Raw genomic sequence first — 15427 nt, 5'->3', positions numbered from 1 at the left:
CACCGAGCCACTTGGTAAAAAGCCCGCACTGTCACTGGGGAGTAGCAACCCGCCCGAAATCCGGGCAGGGCCCATGTCAACACTCTTGGATCCGCAGATCCATGGCATGGGCGGCGATAGCACCTATCGTCCTGCAAGACCTTTGGCCTCGATACGCAAGCCAGCCGGGCGAACCGTATCGAGTCCATCGGTTGTTCTGCTCGCCTGGCGGTTACTCATCATGCTGATCACCCTGCTGTTATTTCTGATCTCTGCCGTCACCATCTATCTGGCCTGCGAATACTTCGTCAACGGCATCGAACGGACCGGCCATCATTTCAAACTGTCCCAAAGTGCCACCGGTTCTCTGCTGGCGGCCCTCGGCACGGCCCTGCCCGAATGTATCGTCACCCTGACCGCCCTGCTGATGGGGGATGCCCCCGCCCAGCAGCAGATAGGCATAGGTGCGGCCCTCGGCGGCCCGCTGGTGCTGGCTACCATAGGCTATGCTGCCGTCGGCGTGACCCTGCTGCTGTGCATGAGCCGGGAGCACAGAGCCATCAATGGCGAGGTGCAGCGCGAAATAGGCCGCGATCAGACCTGGTTTGCCGGCATCTTCCTGTTGGCCGTGCTGCTTGGCATGGTGGCCTTCACCGGTAAAACCTGGCTGGCCCCCCTGTTCGTGCTGATGTACCTCCTCTATGTGCGACGTGAGCTGAAACAGACCGACAGCCACGAGGCCGAATTGCCCTCCCCCCTCAAGCTGGATCCGCACGCCAGGATCCCGGCGCTCGGCAAGGTGCTGCTGCAAACCCTGGTGGCGCTCGGTGTGGTGGCGCTGGCGGCCCAGCTGTTCGTTCACCAGCTGGAGAGCATGGGCGAGCTGTTCGGTCTCTCTCCGGTGCTGGCGGCCCTGCTGCTGAGCCCGGTGGCCACCGAAATGCCCGAGCTGATGAACGTGCTCATCTGGGTGCGGCAGGGCAAACACCGGCTGGCACTGGCGAATATCTCGGGGGCCATGATGATCCAGGGCACCATTCCCAAGGCGTTCTGCCTGCTGTTCACCCCCTGGCTGCTGGATAGCACCATGATGGCCTCCTCCCTGGTGACGCTGCTGGCGGTCGCGCTGCTGTGGTGGGGGTTCAGTCGGGAGCGGATGACAGCGGGCAGGCTCGCCCTGGTGGGGCTGGTTTACCTGGGTTTCTGCGGCTGGCTGATGATGAGCTGAGGGCCCGGCATCCGCCCCCGGCCCAACAAGAAAGGGCAGAATCCCATCCTGCCCTTCATCTCACGGGGTAGTGTCAATCAGGCCGAGCCGAGGTCTTAGAACTGCTGGAACCAGCGCTGGATCTGGGCCGGATCCTTGCTCTGGGTCAGGGCGAGCATCAGCAGCACCCGCGCCTTCTGCGGGTTGAGGGTCTCGGCGGCGACGAAGCCGTACTTGGCGTCATCGATCTCCGCATCCAGGGTGGTGGAACCGGTCGGCACGCGGGCGGAACGCACCACGCGAATGCCGTCCTTGCTCGCCTTGGCCAGGGTGTCGAACAGGGTGTGGTAGAGGTTGCCGTTGCCCACCCCGGCGCTGACGATGCCGTCAAACTTGGCATCCACCAGGGCCTTGGCCGGCAGGTCCGAGGCGTTGGCGTAGCTGTAGACGATGCCGACCTGGGGCAACTTGTCGAGCTTGCTCACGTCGAACGGGGTCTTGCTGGTGTGCAGACGGGCCGGGCTGCGCTGGTAGTCGATCTTGCCGTTGTGGATGTAGCCGAGCGGGCCGAAGTTGGGGGAGGCGAAGGTCTGCACTCCTGTGGTGTTGGTCTTGGTGACGTCGCGGGCATCCAGCACGGTGTCGTTCATCGCCACCATGACGCCACGCCCCTTGGAGGCGGGGTCAGAGGCGGTCACCACGGCGTTGTAGAGGTTCATGGGGCCGTCGGCGCTCATGGCGGTGGAGGGGCGCATGGCGCCGACCAGTACCACCGGCTTGTCGCTCTTGACGGTCAGATTGAGGAAGTAGGCGGTCTCCTCCATGGTGTCGGTGCCGTGGGTGATGACGATGCCGTCCACGTCATCCCTGGCCAGCAGCGCGTTGACGCGCTTGGCGAGCGTGAGCCACACCTCGTCGTTCATGTCCTGGGAGCCGATCTTGACCACCTGCTCACCCTGCACGTCGGCCACGTTTTTCATCTCGGGCACGGCGGCGATCAGCGCCTCGATGGCCACCTTGCCGGCCTCGTAGTTGGACTGGGTGGCGGACTGGCCCGCCCCGGCGATGGTGCCGCCGGTGGCCAGAATGTGCACGCTGGGCAGCGCCATGGCCATGGGGGAGAGGGTCAGGCCGAGCACGGCGGCGATCAGGGTCTTGCGAATGGGAAGGGTCATGCTGCAATCCTTTTGGATGAGGGAATTGCAGCATTTTTATTCTTTTTAAACGGGATTTAAGTGATCATTCTCACCAATAAAAAGAAGTAAACAGAATATTAGTCTGATTTATACCAATTAAGTGATAATTCACTCTACCTGAAAGCCTCTCGCCTCGATCAGGGCGATCAACTCGGCTTTGCTCAGCTCACTCTCGATGACAGCCTGGCGGCTGGCAAAGTCGACCGTGGCGGTGCGGACTGCTGGCTGGGCCAGCAAGGCCTTTTGCAGGCTGGCAGCGCAACCGCCGCAGGACATGCCGGTAACGGTGAGTTCGATGGTCATGGGCTCTCTCCTCTGTCGATGTGACCTCAGCCTAAAGCTGCCGCCTCCGGCAAGGTCAAGGGCGAATGCCGATCCCGTCAACCCCGGGTCGTGCATCATGGCGGCGCCCCATCACCCCATCAGTCCCAGGTAGTTCATCAGGGCGGCCCCCAGGCTGGTGGTGACGAGCGAGCCCAGGGTGGTGGTGGCGATGATGTTGGCCGCGAGGGCGCTGTCACCGCCCATGGCGCGGGTCATCACATAGCTGGCGGCGGCGGTGGGGGTCGAGCTGATGAGAAACAGGATGCCGAGGGCCTGAGGGCTGAAACCGAGCGTCCAGGCCCCCAGCACCAGCAGCACGGGGATGCAGCACAGCCGGTTGACCGTGGCCCAGCCGGTCAGCATGGCGCCGCCGCGCAGGGCCTTGAGGTTGAGGCTGGCACCGGTGCACAGCAGGGCCAGCGGCAGGGTCATGTTGGCGAAATAGTTGCCCGTGCTGATGACCAGCTGGGGCAGTTCGATGCCGAGCAGACCGAAGGGCAGGGCCGCCAGAATGGCGATGATGAGGGGGTTTTTGACGATCCCCTTGAGTATGGGTGTGAGCCCCTTTCCGCCCCCCAGGCTGCGGGTCAGGGTGATCACCGCGAGGATGTTGTAGAGCACTGTGATGGAGCCCACCAGCAGGGCGGCGGCCCCTATCCCCTCCGGGCCGTAGGCGTTTTGCACATAGGCCAGCCCCATGATCCCCATGTTGCCGCGAAAGCTGCCCTGCACGAAGATGCCCCGCAGTTTCTGCTCGCTGATGAAACGGGCCGCCAGCACCTCCAGCACCAGGAAACCGGCGAGGGTGCCGAGCAGGCCGTAGAGGATGAGCCAGGGGCTCGGCATGGTGGAAAAATCGGTGCGCACCATGCTCAAAAACAAGAGAGCTGGCAGGGTGACCTGGAACACCAGACGGGAGGCGGACTCGACGAAGCTGTCGGGCAAGAGACCCAGCCGCTTGAGCCAGATGCCGAGTACCAGCACCAGACAGATGGGGCCCGTGATGGAGAGAGAGAAGTGCAGACTTGCCAACAGATCCATGATGCGCGTCCTGTGCAACGGCGAAGAAAGTCGCCTGGGAAAGGGCATTCTAACGCCATGGGCTTGTATTCACAGGAGTTAATCACAACAATGTCTGCATCCCGGTTGTCGCCCTCCCCTGTCACGGATCCCCCATGGAAAAGAAACTGACCATCCTCGATATCGCTCGCCTCAGCGGGGTCGGCAAGTCGACCGTCTCCCGGGTGCTCAATCAGGATCCCAAGGTCAATGCCCAGACCAGGGCCAGGGTTGAATCGGTGATCGCCCAGCACGGTTTCGTCCCGAGCAAATCGGCGCGGGCCATGCGCAGCCAGAGCCAGCAGGTGGTCGGCATCGTGGTGTCGCGCCTCGACTCCAGCTCCGAGAACCAGGCGGTGCGCGGCATGCTGGAGACCCTCTACCAGCGTGGCTACGACGCCGTGCTGATGGAGAGCAAGTTCTCCCCCGCCAAGGTGAGCGAGCACCTGGCGGTGCTGGAGCGGCGCGGGGTGGACGGCATCATCCTGTTTGCCTTCAACGATCTGGACTATGCCGCCATGGCGCCGCTCAGGGAGAAACTGGTGCTGATGGCCCGCGAGCGCCCCGGCTTCTCGTCGGTCTGCTTCGACGATGACGGGGCGGTGCGCGCCGTGCTCACCCACCTCGGGGAGCGTGGCCTGACCGAGGTCGCCTATCTCGGGGTGGAACGCAGCGATCTCACCACTGGGCTGCGTCGGCATCAGGCTTACCTCGACTACTGTCGGGAACAGGGGCGCACGCCCCGCAGCGCCCTCGGGGATCTTGGTCTGCAAAGCGGCTATCGGCTCGCGGCCGAGCTGCTCACCCCCACCACCCAGGCCATGGTCTGTGCCAGCGACACCCTGGCCATCGGCGCCGCCAAATACCTGCAGGAGCAGGGGCGCACCGACATCCTGGTGAGCGGCCTTGGCAGCAATCCCATGCTGACGTTCCTCTTTGCCAACACCCTCAGCCTGGATTTCGGCTACAAGGACGCCGGCATCCTGGCCGCCAGACAGCTGCTCGACCAGATTGAAGAGGGGCAGCCCCCCAGAGCGACCATCGCCCCCTGTCAGCCCCTGTAGTCTATCTTTTCCTCCATTCCCGGCGTTTTGCGCTTTTTGTGACCAGCGCCACGAATTGGGAACGTTCCCATTGCCGATGCCAGCCACTGGCTTCATGCTGATTGGGAACGATACCAATAAACGGGCGGTCCTTGGCCAGCCGGTAAAGACACGACCATTATTCATGGAGTCACAGAGGGAAGGCTCATGTCAAAAGTCAACACACAGCATCTGGCGCAGCTGATCGAGCGGATCGGCGGCAAAGAGAACATCACCACTGTCAGCCACTGCCTGACCCGGCTCAGGTTCGTGCTGGCCGATCCGGCCAAGGCCGATCCCAAGGCCATCGAGACCATCCCTTCGGTGAAGGGGAGCTTCACCCAGGGCGGCCAGTTCCAGGTGGTGATCGGCAACGAGGTGGATCAGTGGTACAAGGCGCTCACCCAGGAGATCGGCGTGAGCGGCGGCAGCAAGGAGGCCGCCAAGCAGGCCGCCCGCCACAACATGAACCCGTTGGAGCGCGGCATCTCCCACCTGGCGGAGATCTTCGTCCCCCTGCTGCCCGCCATCATCACCGGTGGTCTGATCCTGGGCTTTCGCAACGTCATCGGCGACATCAAGATGTTCGACGACGGCACCCACACCCTCACCGAGATCAGCCAGTTCTGGGCCCAGGTGCACGCCTTCCTCTGGCTGCTGGGTGAAGCCATCTTCCACTTCCTGCCGGTGGGTGTCTGCTGGTCTGCGGTGAAAAAGATGGGCGGCTCCGAGATCCTCGGCATCGTGCTGGGTATCACGCTGGTGTCGCCGCAACTGATGAACGCCTATGGCATCGGCCAGCAGACCCCGGAAGTGTGGGACTTCGGCCTCTTCGTCATCCAGAAGGTAGGGTATCAGGCCCAGGTCATTCCGGCCCTGCTGGCGGGTGTCTTCCTCGCCTGGGTGGAAACCAGCCTCAAGCGCATCATCCCGGCCTATCTCTACCTGGTGATTGTGCCCTTCATCTCCCTGCTGCTGGCGGTGATCGTGGCACACGCCCTGATCGGTCCGTTCGGCCGCTGGATTGGTGACGGCGTCGGCTTTGCCGCCAAGGCGGCCATGACGGGTTCGTTTGCCCCCATCGGCGCCGCCCTGTTCGGCTTCCTCTATGCGCCCCTGGTCATCACCGGCATCCACCACACCACCAACGCGGTGGACCTGCAACTGATGCAGAGCATGGGCGGCACCCCCATCTGGCCGCTGATCGCCCTCTCCAACATCGCCCAGGCGTCTGCGGTCGTCGGCATCATCCTGATCAGCCGCAAGGAGAACGAGCGGGAGATCTCGGTCCCAGCCGCCATCTCCGCCTATCTCGGGGTGACCGAGCCGGCCATGTACGGCATCAACCTCAAGTACAAGTTCCCCATGTTGTGCGCCATGGTGGGCTCAAGCTGTGCGGCTCTCATCTGCGGCTTCGCCGGTGTGATGGCCAACGGCATCGGAGTGGGCGGCCTGCCGGGCATCCTCTCCATCCAGCCGCAATACTGGGGCATCTACGCCATCGCCATGCTGGTGGCCATCGTGGTCCCCGCCCTGCTGACGCTGCTGGTCTACAAGCGCCAGCAGGCTGCCGGCAAGCTGGATCTGGCCACGGCCTGATCCACACAACCTCGGCGGAGCCCTGGCTCCGCCCTTTATCGTTGCCCTGTTCCAACTAATCCGGTTTCAACCAATGAGCGAACCAACCATGACACAGACACCCTGGTGGCAAAGCGCCGTGATTTACCAGATCTACCCCAAAAGCTTTCAGGATTCCGGCGCCCGTGGCACCGGTGATCTCAAGGGGATCATGGCCCGCCTCGACTATCTCAAGACGCTGGGGGTCGATGCCCTCTGGCTGACCCCGGTCTACGTCTCCCCCCAGGTGGACAACGGCTACGACATCGCCGATTACCTCAACATAGATCCCGCCTACGGCACCATGAGCGATTTCGAAGCGCTCCTGGCCGCCGCCCATGCGCGCGGCATCCGCATCGTGATGGACATAGTGGTGAATCACACCTCCACCGAGCACGCCTGGTTCAAGTCGGCGCTGGGGGACAAGCACAGCCCCTATCGCGACTACTACATCTGGAAAGATCCGGTGGACGGCGGCGTGCCCAACAACTGGCAATCCAAGTTTGGCGGCAGCGCCTGGGAGCTGGACCCGGCCACCGGCCAGTACTACCTGCACCTCTTTGCCCGCGAGCAGGCGGATCTCAACTGGGAAAACCCGGCCGTGCGCGCCGAGGTGAAGAAGATCATCCATTTCTGGGCGAAGAAAGGAGTCGACGGTTTCCGCCTCGACGTCATCAACCTCATCTCCAAGGATCAGGCATTCCCCGACGACGAGGTGGGGGATGGCCGCCGCTTCTACACCGACGGGCCGCGCATCCACGAATTTTTGCAGGATGTGAGCCGCGACGTCTTCGCCCCCGTGGGGGCCATGACGGTGGGCGAGATGTCTTCCACCAGCCTGGAGCACTGCCAGCGCTATGGCGCGCTGGATGGCTCCGAGCTCTCCATGGTGTTCAACTTCCATCACCTCAAGGTGGATTACCCGGGCGGCGACAAGTGGACCAAGGCCCCGTTCGATTTCCTCGAACTCAAGCGCATCTTCAACCACTGGCAGAGCGGTATGCATGGCAAGGGGTGGTCGGCGCTCTTCTGGTGCAACCACGATCAGCCGCGCATCGTCTCCCGTTTCGGCGATGAGGGCGAGCATAGGGTGGTCGCCGCCAAGATGCTGGCCAGCACGCTGCACGGCCTGCAGGGGACGCCCTACATCTATCAGGGGGAGGAGATCGGCATGACCAACCCCGGCTATCAGTGCATCAACGACTATCAGGATGTGGAGAGCCGCAACATCTTCGCCATCAAGCAGGCGGAAGGGATAAGCGAGGCCGAGATCCTCGCCATTCTCGGCGCCAAGTCCCGGGACAACTCGCGCACCCCGATGCAGTGGAGCGCCGCCTCCAACGCCGGTTTCACCAGCGGGACGCCCTGGCTCAAGCCCGCCGCCAACTATTCCGAGATCAATGCCGAGGCGGCGCTCGCCGACCAGCACTCGGTGTTCTGGCACTATCGGGATCTCATCGCCCTTCGCAAGGCGTACCCCATCTTCACTCAGGGGGATTATCAGGAGCTGCTGACCGGGCACCCGCAGATCTGGGCCTATGTCCGCCGCGCCAACGGTCAGACCCTGCTGGTGGTGAGCAACTTCTATGGCAAGCCGGCGGCCTTCGAGCTGCCGGCCGAGCTGGCCGGTGGCAAGGGGCAGCTGCTGCTTGGCAACTACCCGGATAGCCCGGCCCGCCCGCAATCCTGCAAGCTGCGCCCTTACGAATCCCTGATCTGGCTGATGGAGCAATGATGACTGACGCAACAACAGTGCAGCGGCCCGCCGTGCGTGGCCCCGAGTGGCAGAAGATGGTGGCGGGAGCGCCCTATGATGCAGGGGACCCCGAACTGCGGGCTGCGCGGGAGCAGTGCCGCGCCCTGCTGGGAGAACTGAACCGGGAGCGAACCGATGCCCCTGGTTGGGATGAGCGCCTCACCCGCCTGCTGGGTGGCCGCGCAGAACGCTGTTTCATCACGCCCCCCTTCTTCTGCGACTATGGCGCCAACATCTTTGTCGGCGAGAATTTCTACGCCAATTTCAACTGCACCATCCTGGATGTGTGCGAGGTACACATAGGCGACAACGTGCTGCTGGCCCCCGGAGTGCAGATCTACACCGCTACCCACCCGGTGGCGGTAGCGCCGCGCATCAAGGGGGTCGAGTTCGGCAAGCCGGTGCGCATCGGCAACAACGTCTGGATTGGGGGCAGCGTCGTCATCTGCCCGGGCGTCACCATAGGGGACAACAGCGTCATCGGGGCGGGGTCCGTTGTCACCAGAGACATTCCGGCAGGCGTGGTGGCGGTCGGCAATCCCTGCCGGGTCTTGCGCCCCATGACGGCAGAGGAGCTGGCGCCCGGGGAACCTGGCTGACACAGAAGGGGCAGGCCGTACCTGCCCCTGTTCCTTTCCCTGACGGCGCTCCCGCAATGCCGGCAAGGCTTCGGCGCAACCCCCTCTTTACCCGGGCAGCAAGGCGCCGCAACGCTTGTGCTGTCCCATGACCACCAGAGTCTTGAAACTGCGCACCTGGTCCCTGGCATGGAGCACCCGACGGGTGAACTGCTCGTAACTTTGCATGTCCCTGGCGGCCACTTGCAGCACGAAGTCCTGCTCCCCCGTCACATACCAGAGATCCATCACCTCGGGTTCCCGCTGCAGGCTGGCGATCATCTCATCGACGATGCGGCCATGATCCCGCTCCAGGGTCACCAGCACCAGCATGGTGATGGGCCAGCCCATGGTGGACGGTGCCACCAGCGCCACTTCCCGCTCGATGAGACCGGACTCCCGCAAGGCGCGGACGCGGCGGTAGCAGGCTGGGGCGGAAAGACCGACCCTGTGGGCCAGCTCCGGCGTGGGCAGACGGGCATCCTGTTGCAGCTCGGCGAGGATGAGCAGATCAAATTTGTCGGTCATGGGGTTCATTAGATAAAAATTATCGCACAAGGCCAGTATTAGACCGGTTTTACCCAAGTATCCAGATATATTTTATTGCTCATCGTCCTGCCCGGTATGAACACCATGCAACCCAATCCCAATGCCCTCTCCTCTCTTCTGGCCGTCCTGCTCGCCATGTTGTCGATCACCCTCGGCGCCTCCCTGGCCAAATCCCTGTTTCCCTTGCTGGGTGCCGCAGGTACGACCCTGTTCCGGCTGGGGTGCGCCGCCCTCCTCCTCTCCCTGGTGTTTCGCATCTGGCGTGCCCCCCTCGACCGACGCACCCTGCTGAGCGCCATCCCCTACGGTCTGTCGCTGGGAGCAATGAACCTGCTCTTCTATCTCGCCATCGCACGCATTCCCCTCGGCGTAGCCCTGGCCATCGAGTTCATCGGCCCCCTGACGGTGGCCCTGCTCTCCTCACGCCACCGGGCAGACTTCATCTGGCTGATACTGGCCATCGCCGGGCTGCTGCTGCTCTTGCCCCTGCGGGCAACACAGCAGGCCATCGATCCCCTGGGGGCCGCACTGGCTCTCGGGGCTGGCCTCTTCTGGGGGCTCTATATGCTCACCGGAAAGCGGGCAGGAGCCTTGCTGGGCGCACAGGCTCCGGCGCTGGGCATGTGGGTGGGCACCCTGCTGGTATTGCCCTTCGGGCTGGAGGGTGCGATCGAGGCGTCATTCACCGTCCCCGTGATCCTCACCATCATCGGGGTGGGGCTGCTCTCGAGCGCCATCCCCTACTCTTTCGAGATGTTTGCCCTGCGCCGCCTTCCCCTCAAGAGCTACGGCATTCTCACCAGCGGTGAACCGGCCATGGGGGCCTTGATGGGACTGGTATGGCTGGGTGAGCAGTTGCCCCCGTCCCAGTGGCTCGGGATAGCCGCCATCATCGCCGCCTCCATGGGCACCACCTGGCAGGCGGGTCGTCGACAAGCGGGCTCCGCCTGAACCAAAAAAATCGGGGCCGGCGATGACCGGCCCCGGGGATGGCACGAGCGCGTCAGGACGAGTAGTCGTAACAGCGTTTGAGCTCGCCGAAGTCATAGAAGAAGCTACCCACCGCAATGGGGGCGCAACCTGCCTTGAAGGCGAGCTCCTTCTCGTTGTAAAGCATCTTCACCAGCACCCGGCCGGCCTCGTTGCGGTAGACATCCCACTGGATATTGGCCGCATAGGGAGAGACCCAGCCGCCACGCCATTCGTTGTTTTCCTGGCTCATCAGCACGCCAGGCTGGGCGCTCTGACGACTCCCTTCCAGCTTCATCAGGGCCGCCAGCGGAATCAGGGTCTCCGCATGGGCGAAGCGCAGCTTGGCGACATGCTCGCCCGCCTCTTCCACCACCTGGGTCTGTACCTCGTTGAAGAGGCCGTCAAGCAGGGGCTGGGCCACGGCGTAGGTGGCGCTCTGGCTGGCAAGACTCGGCCCCTTTTCGTAGAAGTCCTCGGCATCGGAGAGGTAGGAGAACCAGGCAGACTCCTCTGGCGTGATGAACTGCTCGAGATCCCAGGACCCGCCTTGTGCCTGCGCCTCCCGGATCATCCCCGGGCCGATGATGAAGAGGTTGTAGAGCATGAGGGCGGCGTCCACCTCGTCGCGCACATGGGTCTTGCCGCCGTCTTCCGGGTTCACCGCCACATAATCCACCCCGGCGGCCAGCTCGTCGACGAAGGCCTTGCTGTAGAGACGCTCGAGCATCTCGCGGGCCATCACCCGGGTCCTGGGCAGGGCCTTGAGCGCATCGAGGGCCTCGGTCAGCTCGGGAGCGGGAGCCACCCCGTTGTCTTCGTCCCCGACAAAGGCCTGATAGGCCTGGAAGGTGGGCAGATACCGGATGTACTCCCCCTGCGGCTCGGTCTTGTGGAAGTAGAGCTCGAACTTGTTGCGCAGCCCCTTGTCGATCTCGGAAGGGTTCTCCTGGCTGACGTAACAGTCGGGGCTGTCCGTCACCAGAGAGGCCCGTTTGGCCAGGCTCTGCATGAAGAAGTAGGCGCTTTCGTTGGCGCGATCCTTGCCCGATGTCTCGACCTTGAGGCAGAGGGGAGTCGATTCAGTGGTCAGCAGGGTGGGCAGCCGTTCGGCGAGCCGGGTCGCCAGGTTGGCGTGCTCCTCCTTGCCGAGCGCACTCAGCAGGCCATAGCCGAGGGTCTGGTTGGCGGCCGTGACGGCGTCCACCTTGGCGCCGAGCCGTTGGCCCAGCTCGGTCAAGGCCCCCTGTCTCGCGGCCTCCTCCCACACCAGCTTGGTCAGCACATCGTATTTGGGGCTGGACAGCGAGCGGGAGCCATGGCGTGCCACCAGTTCAGTGAAGACGGGACTAAAGCCTTCAGGGGCCACCTCATAGCTGTTCATTGCCTGACGGGCGGCATAGACCGCCTTGGTGCTGTATTGATAGTCGCCGACGGCAGGCGAGGAGGAGTCGTTGCCCGAATGGCAGCCGCTCAGCAGGGTGGCCGCCACGCAGGCGGCAAGGGAAGAGACGCGAAACATAGTCATCCTTGAACCAGTGTGAAAATGAAGCCGCACAGTACGCACCGGATGTGACAATCCGGTGTCAGGTCTGGGACATGCACCTCTCTCCTGAAGGGTGACTCCCCTCCAACCGGCCTGCTTCCTCCCCACAAAACATCATTCACATTTTTTGAACGTGTAGGCCAGTTTATCTCGCTAACAATGACCGGGTGAGGCGCTTAATATTCACACATCGCTTAGGCAGGAGCGCCAAGCCGCAAAACAACTGGTCGTTCATGGCAGTCCCCCATACACATGGGTGACAAACATCCGTGACAAAACAACACACCATTTGAATGACCTCTTGCAAGGATGCATTGATGCAGGCCTGTCAGGCCTTGCCAATGACATAAAAACCAAGAGAGTGAATGAACATGAAAAACGTGATCAAGATGCTGGCCGTGGCAGGCCTGATGAGTGCCGGTGTTGCCCAGGCTTCCGTCCCCGCCGACTTCAATGCCACCCCGGGTGTGCTGTTCGTGAACTGGCATGCCAGCGCCGCCATGGCCGGCAAAGCCAACCCCATGCTGGAGGTGCGCGATGAATCCGGTGATCTGGTGGCATCCGTCCACGCCAACCTGATGGGTACCCAGCAGGTACAGATCCCGAGCCGCGCCCAGGGCAACCTGACCGTCAGCCTCGGCGATCAGAGCAGCGATTACCGCATCCCGTTCGGCATCGGCAGCGGCAATCCCCGCTGATCAACGCAGACGACTTCCCTCCCGGGTCTGGCAAAGACACGCCGACCAGAGAGATCAACGACAAGGGCGCCATCAAGGCGCCCTTGTCGTCGTTGCCGTCGGCATACACGGCTACTGGGTGAAGACGGGACCGAAGCCGGATCCCCACAGGATGGCCGTGGCAGCCAGCACGCAGACCAGCAGCACCAGGCCGACCGTCACCACTGAGCTGGCGTAGATGAATCCCTGCTCCTTGGTGATGTGCATCAAGATGGGCACGCCGATATAGAGCAGGTAGACGGAATAGGTCAGCCCGACCAAACCGATGAGCATCACGAACCAGAGATGCGGGAAGAAAGCGGAGAAGCCCACCATGAAGAGTGGCGTGGAGGTGTAGGCCGCCAGCTCCAGCGAGGTCGTGTAGCTAGGATCCGAGCCGAAGGTATGCCCCATCCAGTGCACCAGATAGGAGAGTGCCAGCACGCCGATGATAAGGGTCACGTACATGGCGACCGACAGCTTGAATGCGCTGTTGGCGGTCAGGGTGATGGGATCGCCGACCCCGATGCTCCAGCCGATGTGAACGGCGGAATAGTAGGCGCAGATGGGAGGGATAAGGGCCACGAGCAGGATGTGGGTCAGACTGTTTCTGAAGCTGTCGTGCCGCTCGTCTATGGTATGCCATTCGGTGTGGGGATGGGCATACAATCCCCATAAGTGATTCAATATCATAGCGTTATTCCTTCTCTACATCGGTGGTTGGCGGATCGATACCGGGCTTTCTCCTCTGATTGCGTCATGTCCGGGCGCTGGTGGCGCCATCGCTTGCCATGGCATGCGATGACTTTAAATAAAGTCGCTCCACCGCCGCTGCGTCAAGCAGGGTCGCCGGGCCAGCCGGGAGGGATGGGAAGACAGCAGGAGGGCACCGGAGGCGGGCACTGATGGCACCCGCCGCCGGCACTCCCGTCAATACTGCTTGGTTTTCGAGGCAAAACCCGCGAGGAAGAGACCGGTCAGGAACATGCCGCAGAAGGCCTCGATGGCCGACAGCAGTTGCAGCGGCGAGGAGGTCTGGGAGATGTCCCCATAACCCAGGGTCACGAAGGTGACGATGCTGAAATAGAGAGAGCGCCCCAGATGGCCGTGGGTTGCAGACTCCGGCGCCAGGAAATAGGTCAGGGTCGCCAGCAGGATCACCCCCATCGACATCAGCAGGCTTCTGATGGGACGCTCCCCAAACCCCCAGGTGATGAAGCTGATGAACTTGCCCGCGCACTTGAGATAGCACAACAGGGAGAGCCAGCACTTCGTCATCGGACCGCTTCGCAGCCAGCGCTCCCGGTACAGCTCCCGCGGGCTCGCCAGGGACTTCATCTCGTGCAGCTTCTCCTTGTAGTAACACTCGCCGGCATCGACGGTGTCACCCACGCTGGAGAAGAGGCGCTTGGCATTGCGATAGAGTTTGCTCGCCTCGTTGTGGTCGATCCGCCCATTGTCGTTGTAGACCACCTCCACCTTGTCCAGGTTGGTGTGCTCCATGGTGGCATCGAAGTTCTTGGCGCTGACGCTGAAGTTTTTCAGCACCGCCCGGGAGGAGTGGAAGCGGATCTCCTCGCACTCTATGGTGAAGTCCTGAAAGACCCCGTCCTCCAGCGCCAGCTCCCGCTTCTTGGCCCAGGCCCTGTGGTCCCACAGCAGGGAGTCGAACAGATCGAGCCCGATCACCCCGCCATTGACCCTGACCCCCTTGGCCGAGCAGTGCCACAGATAAACCTTGGAGTTGTTGACGGCCCCATCGAGAGAGAGCTCGTCGAGACAGGTAAAATCGAGCAACCGGCCGGAGATGATGGGGCTTTTGAGGGTAACACCGCCGATGTTGAGCAGACGATGCTTGCCCAGCACCTGGGCCTCCCCCTTGTTGTTCTCCGAGACCGAGAGCAGGCTTTGCACCCGTTTCACCTCGTCATTGCCATGTTTTCCCGCCAGCCACATGCTGTAAGGCTCGAAACGGGTCTCCGAGCGGATGAGGCCGCTCTTGCGCAGGGATTCCAGTGCACTCGAGGCGCTCTCATACAGGCGGACCTTGTCGTCGCTCATGTAGACACAAAGGCTCAGCACGCAGCGGGAGCTGATGAAGCGGGCGATGCCGATCTGGAAGATCACGCTTTTTTCTATCTTCTGCTCCGCCATCCAGTCGTCGAAATGGGGCAGCGACGCCACCAGCAGCGCCCAGATACGGGGATAATCGTTCTCACGCCGCCACTCGTTGAATTGCTCGGGGGAAAGCTGCCAAAGCTCTGTTGCATTCATGCATGACCTCACTCAAGAAACCGATCCCGTTTTGCCGGGCCGGGGTGACGGCAAGCGTCGATCACGACAGGGTGATCCGGCGGGCACAGCATAGGGACTCACCACGCCATCATACTCGGCAGACGGGCCAAGTCACTGGGAGGAAAGATTCAAGAGGGGCGCTGCGACAGCTTTGTCACCGGACAGGACGCTTTTCGAACAGCGGGAAGCGGAACATCGAAAAACGGGAAAAGAAAAAGCCCAGCATTGCTGCTGGGCTTTTTATTTGGCTCCTCCTGCTGGGCTCGAACCAGCGACCTGCGGATTAACAGTCCGTCGCTCTACCGACTGAGCTAAGGAGGAATTATTCGTGGTGCCCAGAGACGGAATCGAACCGCCGACACGGGGATTTTCAATCCCCTGCTCTACCGACTGAGCTATCTGGGCAAATGGTGCCGGCTACCGGAATCGAACTGGTGACCTACTGATTACAAGTCAGTTGCTCTACCTACTGAGCTAAGCCGGCACACTTCAAACCATTGTGCATGAACACGTTT

Annotated in this window: 14 protein-coding genes, 3 tRNA genes and 1 riboswitch; of the genes, 7 read left to right on the top strand and 10 right to left on the bottom strand. The window is 62.4% G+C overall.

Annotated features, from left to right (window positions below):
- The first annotated feature begins 24 nt into the window (after nucleotides 1-24).
- Nucleotides 25-132: riboswitch (yybP-ykoY riboswitch) on the top strand.
- 88 nt (nucleotides 133-220) lie between these two features.
- Nucleotides 221-1207: a sodium:calcium antiporter gene (locus BN1120_RS05935; protein WP_042015141.1), complete on the top strand. Its 987-nt coding sequence runs from the start codon at nucleotides 221-223 to the stop codon at nucleotides 1205-1207.
- Nucleotides 1208-1302: 95 nt separating this feature from the next.
- Here BN1120_RS05935 and ansB read toward each other — a convergent pair whose 3' ends face one another.
- From ansB to BN1120_RS05920, 3 genes are all read right to left on the bottom strand, one after another.
- Complete coding sequence (gene ansB, locus BN1120_RS05930) at nucleotides 1303-2361, bottom strand: L-asparaginase 2 (RefSeq protein ID WP_042015139.1); 1059 nt, start codon at nucleotides 2359-2361, stop codon at nucleotides 1303-1305.
- 129 nt (nucleotides 2362-2490) lie between these two features.
- The gene (locus BN1120_RS05925; RefSeq protein WP_042015137.1) at nucleotides 2491-2685 is read right to left on the bottom strand and encodes a heavy-metal-associated domain-containing protein; all 195 of its coding nucleotides are present in this window, start codon (nucleotides 2683-2685) and stop codon (nucleotides 2491-2493) included.
- A gap of 111 nt (nucleotides 2686-2796) precedes the next feature.
- Nucleotides 2797-3747 (bottom strand): AEC family transporter, encoded by a 951-nt coding sequence (locus BN1120_RS05920; RefSeq protein ID WP_042015134.1) that lies wholly within the window; start codon nucleotides 3745-3747, stop codon nucleotides 2797-2799.
- Between the two features lie 134 nt (nucleotides 3748-3881).
- Here BN1120_RS05920 and treR point away from each other — a divergent pair, with 134 nt between their 5' ends.
- The 4 genes from treR (at nucleotide 3882) to BN1120_RS05900 (ending at nucleotide 8819) form a co-directional block, all read left to right on the top strand.
- Entirely contained in the window at nucleotides 3882-4829 is a 948-nt protein-coding gene (gene treR / locus BN1120_RS05915) for a trehalose operon repressor TreR (RefSeq protein ID WP_042015132.1), read from the top strand.
- A 186-nt stretch (nucleotides 4830-5015) separates the two neighbouring features.
- Nucleotides 5016-6446 (top strand): PTS trehalose transporter subunit IIBC, encoded by a 1431-nt coding sequence (treB, locus tag BN1120_RS05910; protein ID WP_039039721.1) that lies wholly within the window; start codon nucleotides 5016-5018, stop codon nucleotides 6444-6446.
- An 88-nt stretch (nucleotides 6447-6534) separates the two neighbouring features.
- Nucleotides 6535-8199 carry an alpha,alpha-phosphotrehalase gene (treC, locus tag BN1120_RS05905; RefSeq protein ID WP_042015131.1) on the top strand — a complete coding sequence of 555 codons (1665 nt, stop codon included), beginning with the start codon at nucleotides 6535-6537 and terminating at the stop codon, nucleotides 8197-8199.
- Nucleotides 8199-8819 carry a sugar O-acetyltransferase gene (locus BN1120_RS05900; protein ID WP_029314833.1) on the top strand — a complete coding sequence of 207 codons (621 nt, stop codon included), beginning with the start codon at nucleotides 8199-8201 and terminating at the stop codon, nucleotides 8817-8819. The genes treC and BN1120_RS05900 overlap by 1 nt, the downstream gene beginning before the upstream one ends.
- 87 nt (nucleotides 8820-8906) lie before the next feature.
- On the opposite strand, the gene BN1120_RS05895 is transcribed toward BN1120_RS05900, so the two are convergent.
- Nucleotides 8907-9365, bottom strand: a complete 459-nt coding sequence (locus BN1120_RS05895; protein WP_039039724.1) for an Lrp/AsnC family transcriptional regulator — start codon at nucleotides 9363-9365, stop codon at nucleotides 8907-8909.
- Nucleotides 9366-9461: 96 nt separating this feature from the next.
- Between BN1120_RS05895 and BN1120_RS05890 the strand changes: the two genes are divergently transcribed.
- Nucleotides 9462-10337 (top strand): EamA family transporter, encoded by an 876-nt coding sequence (locus BN1120_RS05890; RefSeq protein WP_080767911.1) that lies wholly within the window; start codon nucleotides 9462-9464, stop codon nucleotides 10335-10337.
- Nucleotides 10338-10389: 52 nt separating this feature from the next.
- Here BN1120_RS05890 and BN1120_RS05885 read toward each other — a convergent pair whose 3' ends face one another.
- Nucleotides 10390-11883, bottom strand: a complete 1494-nt coding sequence (locus BN1120_RS05885; protein WP_042015130.1) for a histidine-type phosphatase — start codon at nucleotides 11881-11883, stop codon at nucleotides 10390-10392.
- Nucleotides 11884-12266: 383 nt separating this feature from the next.
- Between BN1120_RS05885 and BN1120_RS05880 the strand changes: the two genes are divergently transcribed.
- On the top strand, nucleotides 12267-12599 hold the full coding sequence (locus BN1120_RS05880) for a hypothetical protein (protein WP_039039727.1): 333 nt from the start codon (nucleotides 12267-12269) through the stop codon (nucleotides 12597-12599).
- A gap of 111 nt (nucleotides 12600-12710) precedes the next feature.
- Here the strand turns inward: BN1120_RS05880 and BN1120_RS05875 are convergent, their stop codons facing one another.
- The 5 genes from BN1120_RS05875 to BN1120_RS05855 form a co-directional block, all read right to left on the bottom strand.
- Complete coding sequence (locus tag BN1120_RS05875) at nucleotides 12711-13310, bottom strand: Yip1 family protein (RefSeq protein ID WP_029314835.1); 600 nt, start codon at nucleotides 13308-13310, stop codon at nucleotides 12711-12713.
- A 237-nt stretch (nucleotides 13311-13547) separates the two neighbouring features.
- Entirely contained in the window at nucleotides 13548-14891 is a 1344-nt protein-coding gene (locus BN1120_RS05870; RefSeq protein WP_042015128.1) for a potassium channel family protein, read from the bottom strand.
- A 266-nt stretch (nucleotides 14892-15157) separates the two neighbouring features.
- Nucleotides 15158-15233, bottom strand: a tRNA-Asn gene (locus tag BN1120_RS05865).
- Nucleotides 15234-15241: 8 nt separating this feature from the next.
- A tRNA-Phe gene (locus tag BN1120_RS05860) sits at nucleotides 15242-15317 on the bottom strand.
- A gap of 3 nt (nucleotides 15318-15320) precedes the next feature.
- Nucleotides 15321-15396 (bottom strand) — tRNA-Thr (locus BN1120_RS05855).
- Nucleotides 15397-15427 lie beyond the last annotated feature (31 nt).

It is taken from the genome of Aeromonas caviae (assembly GCF_000819785.1).
GTDB lineage: Bacteria > Pseudomonadota > Gammaproteobacteria > Enterobacterales > Aeromonadaceae > Aeromonas > Aeromonas caviae.
The sequence above is the reverse complement of the archived record's forward strand: the minus strand, read 5'-3'. Positions and strand labels throughout refer to the sequence as shown.

Excerpts from the sequence above, each read along its gene's own strand:
- BN1120_RS05935 (WP_042015141.1), top strand. The coding sequence starts at position 221 with ATGCTGATCACCCTGCTGTTATTTCTGATCTCTGCCGTCACCATCTAT.
- ansB (WP_042015139.1), bottom strand. The coding sequence starts at position 2,361 with ATGACCCTTCCCATTCGCAAGACCCTGATCGCCGCCGTGCTCGGCCTG.
- BN1120_RS05925 (WP_042015137.1), bottom strand. The coding sequence starts at position 2,685 with ATGACCATCGAACTCACCGTTACCGGCATGTCCTGCGGCGGTTGCGCT.
- BN1120_RS05920 (WP_042015134.1), bottom strand. The coding sequence starts at position 3,747 with ATGGATCTGTTGGCAAGTCTGCACTTCTCTCTCTCCATCACGGGCCCC.
- treR (WP_042015132.1), top strand. The coding sequence starts at position 3,882 with ATGGAAAAGAAACTGACCATCCTCGATATCGCTCGCCTCAGCGGGGTC.
- treB (WP_039039721.1), top strand. The coding sequence starts at position 5,016 with ATGTCAAAAGTCAACACACAGCATCTGGCGCAGCTGATCGAGCGGATC.
- treC (WP_042015131.1), top strand. The coding sequence starts at position 6,535 with ATGACACAGACACCCTGGTGGCAAAGCGCCGTGATTTACCAGATCTAC.
- BN1120_RS05900 (WP_029314833.1), top strand. The coding sequence starts at position 8,199 with ATGACTGACGCAACAACAGTGCAGCGGCCCGCCGTGCGTGGCCCCGAG.
- BN1120_RS05895 (WP_039039724.1), bottom strand. The coding sequence starts at position 9,365 with ATGACCGACAAATTTGATCTGCTCATCCTCGCCGAGCTGCAACAGGAT.
- BN1120_RS05890 (WP_080767911.1), top strand. The coding sequence starts at position 9,462 with ATGAACACCATGCAACCCAATCCCAATGCCCTCTCCTCTCTTCTGGCC.
- BN1120_RS05885 (WP_042015130.1), bottom strand. The coding sequence starts at position 11,883 with ATGACTATGTTTCGCGTCTCTTCCCTTGCCGCCTGCGTGGCGGCCACC.
- BN1120_RS05880 (WP_039039727.1), top strand. The coding sequence starts at position 12,267 with ATGAACATGAAAAACGTGATCAAGATGCTGGCCGTGGCAGGCCTGATG.
- BN1120_RS05875 (WP_029314835.1), bottom strand. The coding sequence starts at position 13,310 with ATGATATTGAATCACTTATGGGGATTGTATGCCCATCCCCACACCGAA.
- BN1120_RS05870 (WP_042015128.1), bottom strand. The coding sequence starts at position 14,891 with ATGAATGCAACAGAGCTTTGGCAGCTTTCCCCCGAGCAATTCAACGAG.